Genomic DNA, 12,336 nt, shown 5'->3' on the forward strand with positions numbered 1-12,336 from the left:
CGCGTCACTGCGGGGCGGCCTGGGGTGGGTTTGGCGGCCCCGTTCGAATTAATACTCTTCCTGACGAACACTTTAGCGTGTGTCCGGCGGTCGCGCTTCCAGGAGTGGGGGATAAACGTCCCGGGGCCGGGCCGGGCGCTCTCCGGGCCCGTGCGAAAAGGTTGCCGACCGGGGGCTACAGCACCCCGGGAATCGCTCGGACGATGCCCACCCGGGTTCCGCCGCCGAGCACCGCGGGGGCCGCCAGCTCAGCATGCTCGCCGGTCCACGGCACCCCCATACGCTGGAGAATGGCCAGCGTCAGGGGAAGTCGCGCGCGATCGGCGCCGTCATCGATCTTGTAGGCGAAGGCCGAACCATCCGGCAGCGCGCCGGCGTGCACCCCGTCCGCGCCGATCTTGCACACCAGGCCGGGGGTCGCGGTCATCACCCGGAAATCGGGACCGTCCGTGCCGGAAATCACTCGCGGATGCGTGCGAATCGCGTCCGCGACACGGCGTTCCGGGCTGTCCTCGGGCGCGGTGGCGAAGGTCGCGTAGGCGCGCGCCAGATTCACCAGCGACACCGGCACGATCGGCAGGCCGCAGCCGTCGATGCCCAGATCGGTCTCCGGTTCACCGGTCAGCTCGGCGACCGTCTCCAGGACGGCCCGCTGCAGCGGGTGCCCGACCTCGAGATAGCCGCGGGTGGGCCAGTCGTTGATCCGGCAGGTCGCGAGCATGGCGGCATGTTTGCCGGAGCAGTTCATGTAGACGCGGCGGGACGCCTCGGCGCGGTCGCGCCCGGCCAGCGCCTGGGCCCGGGCGTGCTCCTCGAACGGCAGATCGGGCGGGCACTCGAGATCGTCCTCGGTGAAGCCGAAGCGGTCCAGCAGACGCTGGACGAGCGCCACATGATCGGCCTCGCCGAAGTGCGAGGCGGTGGCGATGGCCAGCTCGGCGTCGTCCGCCGGTTCGAAACCGTTGCGCAGCAGGGTGAGTGCCTGCATCGGCTTGTTGGTGGAGCGCGGGAAGATCGGGCCGTGCACCGCGCCGACGGCGACCAGCGGCTCGCCGTCCGGGCGCAGCACCACCGCCGAGCCGCGGTGCACGCACTCCCGGAACCCGGACCGCACCACCTCGACCAGATCGACGCTCATGGCGGGGCTCCCCTCGGAAGTCGGTGTCATCGGGTCGGAAGTCGGTGTCATCGGGCGGCCGCCCCGGCGTGACGGCGGCGGTGACGATCGATCTGCATGCGGACGTCGCCGGAGATGGTGGGTTCCGCCTCGGCCAGCAGGTCCAGGCGGGCCGGGTCGGCGCCCGTGAACAGGTCGCGGACGGTGATCCGGTGCTCGGGTACGTACACCACCCGCACCTCGTCGCCCGCGCCGATCGTGCCCTCGGTGAGCACGCGCAGATAGGCGCCCGTATTCGCCTGTGCGGTGAAGCGTTTCACCCACTGCGGTTCGCCGGAGTGCCACTGGAAGGTGGAGCACGGGACGCGCGGGGCGGACACCTCGAGCAGGGTATCGCCGATGGCCCAGCGTTCGCCGATGACCGCGTCGCTCACGGGCAGGCCGGTCAGGCGCAGGTTCTCGCCGAACCAGCCCGCGCCGAGGTCCCGGCCGAGCTCGGTGGCCCAGCGCCGTGCGTCCTCCTCGGCATAGGCGTAGACGGCCTGGTCCACGCCGCCGTGATGTTTGGTGTCGCACACGTGGTCGCCGTCCAGCCCCAGCGCCCGGACCGGAACCCGGTGCGGCACCGGGCGTTTGTCGATGGCGGTGCGACCCACCTTGGAGGACCGGGCGGGCACCTCCAGCTCGGCGTGCACGACGCAGACGGCCAGCACCCGGCCGGCCGGAACGACGGCGTTCACCGGCCGCGCAGCTTCTCGACGGCGAGCCGGCCGGCCTGCGGCTCGTCGTGGGCGGGTATCGAATCCGGGTCGATGGCCGCCGCACACGGGCCCGCCACCAGCGCGGTGTCGGCCGGGATGGTGCGTTTGATCAGGGCGAGGGCGATCGGGCCGAGTTCGTAGTGGTCGATCACGGTGCCCAGGACGCCGACGGCCCGGCCGCCCGCGGTCACCGGGTCGCCGGTCGCGGGGCGGGAATCCGCGGAACCGTCCAGGTGCAGCAGCACCAGGTGCCGGGGCGGCTTGCCGAGGTTGTGCACCCGGGCCACCGTCTCCTGGCCGCGGTAGCAGCCCTTGTTCAGATGCACCGCACCGTGTTCGGCGGGGCCGCCGATCCAGTTCACTTCGTGCGGGATGGTGCGGTCGTCGGTGTCGACACCCAGGCGCGGGCGCAGCGCGGCCACCCGCAGCGCCTCGAACGCCCACAGGCCCGCGGCCGCCGCACCCGCGTCGCGCAGCCGCGTCCACCAGGTGACCAGCTGGTCGCGCGGGACGATCAGGTCGAAGGAGTCGGCGGTGGGCCAGGGCATGCGGCGCAGGAAACCGCCGCCGGGCAGGGGCACCGCGCGATAGGTGCCGGGAAGGGCTGGGACGCCGAGGGTTTCGGTGAGCTCGGCCACACCCGGGCCCAGCAGGCTCAGCACCGCACGGTCGTTCGCGTCGACAGGTTTCGCGTCGGCCCAGAACACCATCTTCTGCAGGAAGCTCAGCAGCTCGGGGCCGCGCGCGCCCTCGGTGTCGATCCACACCGTGCCGTCCAGGTCGGTGAGCACGAAGTGGTTGAGCACTCGGCCGTTCAGATCCAGGTCCAGATTCTCGGCGGATTCCCCGTCGCCCAGATCGGCGACCGCCTGACTGGAGATGGTGTGCAGCCAGCTCAGCCGTTCCTTGCCCGTGATCGACAGCACGAATCGGTGGGAGCGATCGACCACCGCGACCCTCTGTACCGCCGCACGCTGCTCGCCGAAGGGATCGCCGTAATGCCACGCGACCGCGGCATCCGGTGACTCCGGCAGCCCCGCGACAGCCCCTGGAACCTGCAGAATCGGACTGGGTGCAACCAAGGAGGACACACACATACCCTATGCCAACCCGCCCGCGGGCCTCGCCGGGCTCTACGCAACCCTTGCCGGGGCGCTGGGAATAGCCGCAGCGTGCGGGCCTGTTGTCGCCGCCGGGCCGGGTGGCGTGATGGTGCCACCGGGCTGTGTGCCGCGGCCTCGGCGATTGTCGCCAATGGGTCGCGGGCAGAGGTTTACGGCGTGGCGGCTGGCGGGTTGACCGGCCGGGTGGCGCGGTATGGCCGCCGGGGTCCGTCATCTGTCATAGGGTCGAGTCCATGGTGGAACGGGTTTTGGTGACACTCGACGGCGCGATCCGGGATCCGGACGCGCCGTTGTTGTATGCGGACGACATCGGGGTGCTGCGGGGGGACGGCATCTTCGAGACGGTGCTGGTGCGCGGGGGCGTGCCCTGTGCGCTGGAGTTGCATCTGGCCCGGCTACGCCGCTCGGCGGAGGCGCTCGATTTGCCCGCGCCGGATCTGGAGGCGTGGCGGTTCGCGGTGGAGCTGGCCACCGAGCAGTGGGGGAGCGAGCGTGAGGGGACGCTGCGCATGGTGCTCACCCGGGGGCGTGACAGCGATCACGGAGCCGCCGGCGAACGAATGGCGAACAAGGGCGGGGACCTGGCCGGCGCCGAACCGGCAACCACCGGTTACGTTTTCGTGGTGCCGGTCCCGGACCGCGTGGAAAAGGCTCGCACCGAGGGTGTTTCGGTGATCACCCTCTCGAAGGGCATCTCCATCGACCTGGCGCAGAACGCGCCGTGGCTGCTGCTGGGTGCGAAAAGCCTTTCCTACGCCACCAATATGTCCGCGCTGCGGTTCGCCCAGCGGATGGGCGCCGACGACGTCATCTTCACCAGTACCGAGCATCGGGTGCTGGAGGGTCCGCGCTCGACAGTCGTTGTGCAGCGCGACAACAAGCTCATCACCCCGCCCGCGCGCAATGGCGTGCTGCCCGGCACCACCCAGCGCGCATTGTTCGCGCAGGCGGAGAAGGCGGGCTGGGAGTGCCTGTACGAGCCGCTGTTCACCGCCGACCTGATCACCGCCGACGCGATCTGGATGCTGTCCTCGATCACCCTGGCGGCGCGGGTCAATTCCCTGGACGGACTGCGCATGTCGGCGCCGGAGAACGCGGACGAGATCGTCGAGATGGTCAATCGCGGCATCGCACTGCCCGGGAGCCTCGCCGACTGGTGATCGGCCCGGGTTTCCCTGACGGTCACCAGGTTCCGGCGGTGATCGGTGGGATTCGCCGCGGCGTGTCCGTCACATTCCGGCAAATATCTGGCACGCTGTGGTGAGGCATACGTTGATCTGAGCTCCCATGGGCGTAATGTCTTGTACTACGTCATGTCGTAGATCGGCAGGGAGGTCGGATGAGCGTCGTAGATCTGGCGCGCTGGCAATTTGGAATTACCACCGTCTATCACTTCATCCTGGTGCCGCTCACCATCGGCCTCGCTCCGCTCGTCGCGGGCATGCAGACCGCCTGGGTGATCACCGGTAAGGAGCATTGGCTCAGGCTCACAAAGTTTTTCGGCAAGCTGTTCCTGATCAACTTCGCCCTCGGCGTCGCCACCGGCATCGTGCAGGAATTCCAGTTCGGCATGGGCTGGAGCGAATACTCCCGCTTCGTCGGCGACGTGTTCGGCGCCCCGCTGGCCATGGAGGCGCTGGTCGCCTTCTTCATGGAATCGACCTTCCTGGGCCTGTGGATCTTCGGCTGGACCCGGCTGCCGCAGAAAGTGCACCTGGCCTGCATCTGGCTGGTCGCCATCGGCACCAACGCCTCCGCGTACTTCATCATCGCGGCCAACTCGTTCATGCAGCACCCGGTCGGCGCGAAGTACAACCCGGAGACCGGCCGTGCCGAACTGCACAGCATCTGGGAGGTGCTGACCAACAACACCACCGTCGCCGCCTTCCCGCACGTGGTGGCCGGATCCTTCCTCACCGCAGGCACTTTCGTCGCGGGCATCGCCGGATGGTGGATGGTGCGCAATGCGCGCAAGGGCAAGGCCGAGAGCAGCGACGCGCCGATCGAGGAGGCCCGCACCATGTGGCGGCCGAGCGCGCGCCTGGGCCTGTACGTGATCCTGGTCGCCTCGGTCGCCCTCATCTTCACCGGTGACATCCAGGGCAAGCTCATGTTCAAGCAGCAGCCCATGAAGATGGCCTCGGCCGAATCGCTGTGCCACACCGAGACCGACCCCGACTTCTCGGTCCTGACGGTCGGCACCCACAACAACTGCGACAGCGTCGACCACCTCATCGAGGTGCCCTACGTGCTGCCGTGGCTGGCCAGCGGCGACTTCACCGGCGTCACCCTCGAGGGCGTCAAGGACCTGCAGGTCGAGTACAACCAGAAATACGGCGTCGGCGACTACCGGCCCAACCTGTTCGTGACCTACTGGTCCTTCCGCGCCATGATCGGCTTCATGGCCGGCCCGATCCTGTTGGCGCTGGCCGGATTCTGGGTCACCCGCCGCGGCCGGGTACCGGATCAGACCTGGTACAAGTGGCTTTCGCTGCTCGCCATCGCAACCCCCTACCTGGGCAATATCTCCGGCTGGGTGTTCACCGAGATGGGCCGTCAGCCCTGGGTGGTCGCACCCAACCCGACCGGCGACCAGCACATCCGGATGACGGTGCAGCAGGGCGTCTCCGGGATATCGGCGGGCACGGTGCTCACCTCGCTGATCGTCTTCACGGCGCTCTACGGACTGCTGGCCATCGCGTGGTTCTACCTGATGCGCCGCTACGTGAAAGCCGGACCCGAGAAGGCGTCCACCGGTGCGGGCACCCCGAAGATGACCGGGGAGCCCGTCGAGAAGCTTTCCTTCGCCTACTAGGAGCCGAGGATGAGTCTCCCAGAATTCTGGTTTCTCCTGATCGCGGTGCTGTTCACCGGCTATTTCGTGCTGGAGGGCTTCGACTTCGGCGTCGGCATGCTGATGCCGATCATCGGTCGCGGCGACGAGCAGAAGAAACGGACCGTGCTCAACACCATCGGCCCGGTGTGGGACGGCAACGAGGTGTGGCTGCTCACCGGCGGCGGCGCCATGTTCGCCGCCTTCCCGGAGTGGTACGCCAGCCTGTTCTCCGGGTTCTACCTGGCGCTGCTGCTCATCCTGGTCGGGCTGATCACGCGGGCCTGCGCCATCGAGTGGCGCGGCAAGATCAACGATCCGCGCTGGCGCACCTGGTGTGACGTGGGCATCGCGCTCGGGTCGTGGATTCCCGCGCTGGCCTGGGGTCTGGCCTTCGCGAACATCGTGCGCGGCGTGCAGCTCAACGAGCACAGGCACATCCAGGGCACGCTGCTCGACCTGCTCAACCCGTACGGCATTCTCGGCGGGCTGGCCACGCTGCTGCTGTTCCTGCTGCACGGCGCGGTGTTCATCGCCCTGAAGACCGGCAGCGAGGTGCGCGACGACGCCCATCGCATCATCCGGCTGATCTTCGCGCCCACCGCGGTGGTGGTGGCGTGCTTCGGCATCTGGACCCAGCTCGCCCACGGCAAGGGCTGGACCTGGATTCCGCTGGCGCTGGCCGTGGCCGGGCTGGTGATGGCGGGTCTCGCGGCCCTCCGGGGCCGGGACGGCTGGGCCTTCACCGGCACCGCGGTCACCATCGCGGCGGCCACCGTGCTGCTGTTCGGGTCGCTGTTCCCGAATGTGCTGCCGTCCACCATCAATGACGCGTACAGCCTCACCGTCGACGGCCGCGGCGGCACCGTGGCGGCGTCCTCGACCCACTACACGCTGGTGGTGATGAGCTGGGTCGCGGTGGCCCTGGTCCCGATCGTGCTGATCTACCAGGCTTGGACGTACTGGGTGTTCCGCAAGCGGCTCACCGTGGAGCAGATCCCGGCCTCGATCGGGCTGCCCATGGAACCCGCGAAGAGCTGAACGGAGCGGGCGCGCCGGACGTGATGTCCACAGGCCCGGCGCGCCCGTTCGCAGAGGAGATCGACCATGGCACGACCGGTGGACCCGCGACTGTGGCGGCACGCGCGCTCCGCCCGCAGGTATCTCGGGCTGAGCGTGGCGCTGTCGCTGGTCACCACGGGGTGCATCGTGGTCGCGGCGCTCGCGCTGGCGCGGGTGCTCGCGGGGGTCATCACCGAACCGGACCAGCGCCGTATCGGCTCCTGGACCGCCGAACTGGTGATTTTCGCGGTCGCGATCGGGTGCCGGGCGGCCGCCACCTGGTGGCAGTCACGGCTCGCGCACCGGGCCGGGGCGCAGGTGGTCGCCGAACTCGAGACCGCCGCACTGGCAGCCGGGGCCCAGCTCCCGCCGCGGGAATTGGAGCGCCGCCGCACCGAACTCGCGGTCGTGGTCGGCTCCGGATTGAGCGGGCTGCGCGCCTACCTCGCGGGCTACCTGCCCGCCCTGCTGCTGGCGCTGCTCGTCCCACCGGTGGTGCTGGCCGTGATCGCGATGCACGACTGGGTCTCGGGCCTGATCATCTTCGTCACCCTGCCGCTGATCCCGATCTTCATGATCCTCATCGGCCTGCTCACCCAGGGGAAATCCGCCGGCACCCTGGCCGCCACCACCCGGCTCTCCGACCAGCTCCTCGACCTCTTCGCGGGCATGCCGACCCTGCGCGCGCTCGGCCGCGAGACGGGACGCGCGGACAGCGGTGGGGGAGACGGCGATTCGCCGCGCGGCATGGCGGGCCGGGTCCGCGAGCTCGGCGATGTGCTGCACCGCCGGACCATGTCGGCGCTGCGCCTGGCGTTCCTGTCCTCGATGGTCCTGGAAATGCTCGCCACCCTGTGTGTGGCCCTGGTCGCGGTCTCCATCGGCATGCGCCTGGTGTTCGGCCACATGGGCCTGTACGCGGGCCTGCTGGCCCTCATCCTCGCCCCCGAGGTCTACCTTCCGCTGCGCGCCGTCGGCGAACGTTTCCACGCCGCCCAGGACGGAATGGCCGCCGCCGACAAGGCTTTCGCCATCCTCGAGCCGGACACCGCGCGCACCGCCGACGCGAACACCGATGCGGCATCCGCGGCGCCGACGCCCGTGCCGGCCGGAACCGAGCAACGGAACGTGCACGGCCACATCGACATCCGCGAACTCGCCGTGCGGTCCCGCGACGGATACGCGCCCGAGGGGCTGTCCGCGGCCCTCCGACCGGGCACGGTCACCGTCCTGACCGGCCCGAACGGGTGCGGCAAATCGACCGCGCTGCAAGCCGTCCTGGGCCTGCTCACCCCGGACGCCGGAAGCGTTCTCGTCGACGGCATACCCGTCTCCGACCTGGACCCCGACCAGTGGTGGTCTCACATCGCCTGGCTGCCCCAGCGCCCTGTCCTCGTCCCCGGCACCCTCCGCGCCAACCTCGAACTCCTGGGCCCCCCGTCCGGCCCCGACCAGGTCGACGCCGCCTGCGCCGCAACCGGTTTCGATGCCGTCCTGGCCACCCTCCCGTCCCGCTGGGACACCGTGCTCGGCGCCGGCGGCATCGGCCTCTCCCTGGGCCAGCGCCAGCGCCTCGCCCTCACCCGCACCCTCGCCGCTCCACGCTCGATCCTGCTCCTGGACGAACCCACCGCCCACCTCGACGACGCCTCCGAGACCACGGTTCTCGCGGCCCTGACCGCCCGCGCTCGCGCCGGAGCCACCGTCGTCGTGGTCGCCCACCGCCCCTCCGTTCTCGCCATCGCGGACCACGTGGTCGAAGTCCGGGCCACAACCACGGTGCGGTCCGAGCATGAACCACAGTCGGATACGACGGCCGCCGCTCAGCGGCAATCACAGGCGGCGACGAACTCGGCTGCCGAGCTCGGCGGCAACGCCTCGCCAGGGTCTTCCGGCGCATCCGCCGGAACAGGGATCGAAGGGTCAGCCCGCGCTCCGGATCCGGGCGCCGGCGGACCCGCGCCGGAAACCGCTGCCGCCGTGTCGTTATCGGGTCCGCGGGCGGATCCCAGTCCCCGTCGAGCGGGCGGGGGCGCACTCGGCCGAGCCGGGAGCGGCGCGACCGGGAGCGCGGGCGTGGTGAGCTCGATGGAGGTGTCGACGCGATGAGGGCGGTACTGGCCGATTTTCGGCGGATTCGGGAGCTGCTCGAGCTGTCGCGGGGACGGATGGCGCTGTCGGTGGGGTGGGGGGTGCTGGCGCTCGGGAGCGGGCTCGGGCTGGCGGCGTTGGCGGCGTGGCTGATTGCGCGGGCGTGGCAGATGCCGCCGGTGCTGGATCTGAGCATTGCGGTGGTGACCGTTCGGGCGCTGGGTATTTCGCGCGGGCTGTGCCGGTATCTGGAGCGGCTGGCCACTCACGATGTGGCGCTGCGGTCCATGAGCACAGCGCGGACCACGACCTATCGGACGCTGGCGGGTGCGGACATCTGGCGGTTGCGGCGAACCGGGTCGGTGGACGGCGATGCCACCGGACCGGCGGACGCGGAAGACGAAGCCCGGCAGGGGGATCCGACGAATCTGCGGCGCGGTGAGCTGCTCGGCCGGGTCATCAGCGATATCGACGATCTCGGGGCCGTGGTGGTGCGCGCGTTCGTCCCGATCGCGGTGGCGCTGATCCTGTCGCTGCTGGCCGTCGGACTGCTGGCGAGTATCTCGGTGCTCGCGGCGGTGATTCTGGCGGTGGCGCTGGCCGTTTCGGGCATCATCGCGCCGTGGCTGTCGGCGCGCGCGGCCCGGGAGGCGGAGCTCGCGGTGCGGACCGATCGCACCGAGTTCACCGCCGAGGCGCTGACCGTGCTGGACCACGCGCCCGAATTGCGGGTGGCGGGCCGGCTTTCCGAGGCGGTGGGCGCGGCCGCCGCGGCGGGGCAGCGGGCGGTCGCGGCGGAGGATCGGGCGGCGGCGCGCAGCGCGTGGGCCGCGGCGGTGCTGCCGCTGTCCATCGGGGCGAGCGTGCTGGGCGCGCTGCTCATCGGAATCGTGCTGTACGGCAGCGGTTCTCCGATCCCGACCGCGGGCTTCCAGACCGTGCCGCCGGGCGGCATCACTCCGATGGCGTTCACAGTGCTGGTCCTGGTGCCGCTGTCCGCCTTCGAGGCCGTGGCGGTGCTCCCGGCCGCCGCGCAGGCCCTCACCACCGGCCGCGCCGCCCTGCACCGCCTGGATCGGCTCGAGCACGGCGAATCCGAGGCGCCCGCACCGCATCTCCCCGCGCTGCCGCCGGGCCGCCGGATCGCCGTGGTCGGCCCCAGCGGCGTGGGCAAGACCACGCTGCTGATGTCCTGGGCCGGGCTCTTCGAGACGCCGCGCCCGGGCGTCACCTTCTTCGCCGAGGACGCGCACCTGTTCGGCACCACGGTGCTGGAGAACCTGCGCGTGGCCCGCGGCGACCTCACCCCGGGCGAGGCCGAATCCGCCCTGCGCGCGGTCGGAGCCGGCGACTGGCTGGACTCCCTCCCCGACGGTGTCGAGACCGATCTGGTCGGCGGCGCGGCCGCGGTCTCGGGCGGTCAGCGCCGGCGCCTGCTGCTGGCCCGCGCCCTGCTCGCCCCGGCCCGCGTACTGCTGCTCGACGAGCCCACCGAGCACCTGGAGGCCGAAGCCGGCGCCGAGCTGCTGCGCCGCCTGCTCGACGAGTCCAGCGGCCTGGTGGAGCGCGACCGCACCGTGGTCGTCGTCACCCACCAGCTGCCGCCGGACACGAAGGCGGACACCATCGTTCGCGTCGAGCCGGGCGGAACCGTAGCCATCGCTCGATCTATTCCCACAACGCCGGCCTGACCTGCGATTTCGCAATCCGAGAAAATACGTTGCCGCCACTGTCCCATCCGACTAATTTCGTCGGTACACAGGAAGGAGGTGGTTCGAGAATGATTTCTAGGACGCGTGAGGTGGCTGCCAGCTAGGCGCTACCGCTGCAATCGGATTCCGATCGCGCGAGCCCTCGCGAATCCAAGGCAGTCACCCGGCCCCCGAGTTACGGTCCGTCCGACCGGACCCACGTGAACGTTGCATCCGTGGGTACAACTCGGGGGCCGTACTGTTCCTCCTCCCCGCGACTTCAGCGGGCGGCTGAGAGCCGTCCCGGTCGGCATTCCGTGCCTGCGTCGGGTGCCGAAACAAGTTTGGGGGTACCTCAGGAGGTACCCCCATCGCTGCGAAATCAGTTGTCGCTTCGAGAATCGACCGCTAGCCGATGTACCGCTGCAAGCGCGCCGAGAGCCGCGGCTCCAGTGCGCCGTCGGCGGCGATGCGCTCCTCGACGTAGCCCAGGTCGCCGCCCTCGACAATGCCGTAGAGCCGCTTCGCGCCGCCCACCACGATGCCGGACTGGCTGCGGATCACCACGTCGGTGGCCAGCTCCCAGGAGGACTGGGTGAGCGCCTGGCCGTAGAACAGCTCGACAATGCCGGTGGAGTGGGTGAGCAGCAGCTCCAGCACCTCGTCGTCACCGTCGATGCCGACCCGCCAGAAACCGCTCTCCCGCAGATCCGGGCCCGCGTACTCGCCCTGGGCGTCCAGCTTCCAGGAGCGCGCTTCCCAGGTCAGGTAGTCGCCGCCGTCGTGCGAGACGACGATCTGCTGACCGAAGCGGTAGTCGCCGGTCTCGAAATCATTGCCCTCGCCCTCACCGCGCCAGACGCCGACCAGCGGCAGCAGCGCGAGCATGGAGGAACTCAGATCCGGGCCCAGCCGCAGGTTCGCGGTATCGACGGGCAACGGCAGATCGGGGAGCGTCGGAACGTTCAGCGACCCGGTCGACTTGGCACGCTCGGCCGCGTCCGCGACCGCCTGGTCGCCGCTGCGCCGGGAGGCGGCAGCATCAGCGGGCTTCGCGCCCTCGTCGTCGCGAACGATCGGCGTCGACGACGACGAACCGTTGGCCACTCCGTTTTCGATGTTCTCGTGGGCCGGATCTGTCACGACTCGGTGAACAGGCGGTAGAGGACGTACAGACCGAACCAGGCGATCAGCACGGAGACGAGAACCAGCAGAATCTCGAAGGTAAGCACCACGTCTGGGAGTCTAATCGCACCGCCGGGATCACGTGAAAACGACCCCGGGAAAAACTCCGGCACGCACGAGAACGGCCCCGGGATCACGAATCCCGGGGCCGTTCTTGATGTTTCGCCTACTTGGCGACGCTGACGTCCACGTTGTGGATGCCGGCGCCCTCCGGCGACACCTCGACGGTGCCGTTGCCGGACGCGGACAGCGCGCGCAGGGTCCACGTGCCCGGCGCCGCGAAGAAGCGGAAGTCGCCGGTGCCCGAGGCCACGACCTCGGCGGTGAAGTCGCCGTTGCCGTCCAGCAGGCGGACGAACGCGCCACCGACGGTCTGGCCGTCAGCGGTCAGGACGCGGCCCGTGATGACCGTCTCCTTCTCGACGTCGACATTGGCGGGCAGGGCCTGGCCCTGGGTAGGTGCTGCACACAT

The 12,336-nt window shown here is 70.0% G+C and carries 9 protein-coding genes and 1 pseudogene; 5 read left to right on the forward strand and 5 right to left on the reverse strand.

Annotated features, from left to right (window positions below):
• Positions 1 to 175: 175 nt before the first annotated feature.
• From ACFXKA_RS01295 to ACFXKA_RS01305, 3 genes are read right to left on the reverse strand one after another with little or no spacing between them, the layout of a single operon-like run.
• A complete protein-coding gene (locus ACFXKA_RS01295; RefSeq protein ID WP_379425323.1) occupies positions 176 to 1,138 on the reverse strand; it encodes an asparaginase in 963 nt (320 codons plus the stop codon).
• 47 nt (positions 1,139 to 1,185) lie between these two features.
• Entirely contained in the window at positions 1,186 to 1,857 is a 672-nt protein-coding gene (locus tag ACFXKA_RS01300) for an MOSC domain-containing protein (protein WP_379425324.1), read from the reverse strand.
• Entirely contained in the window at positions 1,854 to 2,969 is a 1,116-nt protein-coding gene (locus tag ACFXKA_RS01305; protein WP_379425325.1) for a YgfZ/GcvT domain-containing protein, read from the reverse strand. Before ACFXKA_RS01305 ends, ACFXKA_RS01300 begins: the two co-directional genes overlap by 4 nt.
• A gap of 266 nt (positions 2,970 to 3,235) precedes the next feature.
• Between ACFXKA_RS01305 and ACFXKA_RS01310 the strand changes: the two genes are divergently transcribed.
• The 5 genes and pseudogenes from ACFXKA_RS01310 (at position 3,236) to ACFXKA_RS01330 (ending at position 10,679) form a co-directional block, all read left to right on the forward strand.
• Positions 3,236 to 4,162, forward strand: coding sequence for an aminodeoxychorismate lyase (locus ACFXKA_RS01310; protein WP_379425327.1), 927 nt, complete (start codon positions 3,236 to 3,238; stop codon positions 4,160 to 4,162).
• 179 nt (positions 4,163 to 4,341) lie between these two features.
• Positions 4,342 to 5,817, forward strand: a complete 1,476-nt coding sequence (locus tag ACFXKA_RS01315) for a cytochrome ubiquinol oxidase subunit I (RefSeq protein WP_379425329.1) — start codon at positions 4,342 to 4,344, stop codon at positions 5,815 to 5,817.
• Between the two features lie 9 nt (positions 5,818 to 5,826).
• On the forward strand, positions 5,827 to 6,876 hold the full coding sequence (cydB, locus tag ACFXKA_RS01320; RefSeq protein ID WP_379425330.1) for a cytochrome d ubiquinol oxidase subunit II: 1,050 nt from the start codon (positions 5,827 to 5,829) through the stop codon (positions 6,874 to 6,876).
• Between the two features lie 66 nt (positions 6,877 to 6,942).
• Positions 6,943 to 8,667: pseudogene (gene cydD / locus ACFXKA_RS01325) on the forward strand (thiol reductant ABC exporter subunit CydD); the annotation flags it as partial.
• A 335-nt stretch (positions 8,668 to 9,002) separates the two neighbouring features.
• Complete coding sequence (locus tag ACFXKA_RS01330) at positions 9,003 to 10,679, forward strand: ATP-binding cassette domain-containing protein (protein WP_379425331.1); 1,677 nt, start codon at positions 9,003 to 9,005, stop codon at positions 10,677 to 10,679.
• Positions 10,680 to 11,087: 408 nt separating this feature from the next.
• On the opposite strand, the gene ACFXKA_RS01335 is transcribed toward ACFXKA_RS01330, so the two are convergent.
• A complete protein-coding gene (locus tag ACFXKA_RS01335; protein ID WP_354831633.1) occupies positions 11,088 to 11,756 on the reverse strand; it encodes an FABP family protein in 669 nt (222 codons plus the stop codon).
• 274 nt (positions 11,757 to 12,030) lie between these two features.
• A complete protein-coding gene (locus ACFXKA_RS01340; protein WP_354830981.1) occupies positions 12,031 to 12,336 on the reverse strand; it encodes a DUF1416 domain-containing protein in 306 nt (101 codons plus the stop codon).

Source organism: Nocardia sp. NPDC059228 (genome assembly GCF_042754245.1).
GTDB lineage: Bacteria > Actinomycetota > Actinomycetes > Mycobacteriales > Mycobacteriaceae > Nocardia.

Coding starts and splice junctions, on each gene's coding strand:
- ACFXKA_RS01315 (WP_379425329.1), top strand. CDS start 4,342: ATGAGCGTCGTAGATCTGGCGCGCTGGCAATTTGGAATTACCACCGTC.
- ACFXKA_RS01340 (WP_354830981.1), bottom strand. CDS start 12,336: ATGTGTGCAGCACCTACCCAGGGCCAGGCCCTGCCCGCCAATGTCGAC.
- ACFXKA_RS01330 (WP_379425331.1), top strand. CDS start 9,003: ATGAGGGCGGTACTGGCCGATTTTCGGCGGATTCGGGAGCTGCTCGAG.
- ACFXKA_RS01295 (WP_379425323.1), bottom strand. CDS start 1,138: ATGAGCGTCGATCTGGTCGAGGTGGTGCGGTCCGGGTTCCGGGAGTGC.
- ACFXKA_RS01310 (WP_379425327.1), top strand. CDS start 3,236: ATGGTGGAACGGGTTTTGGTGACACTCGACGGCGCGATCCGGGATCCG.
- cydB (WP_379425330.1), top strand. CDS start 5,827: ATGAGTCTCCCAGAATTCTGGTTTCTCCTGATCGCGGTGCTGTTCACC.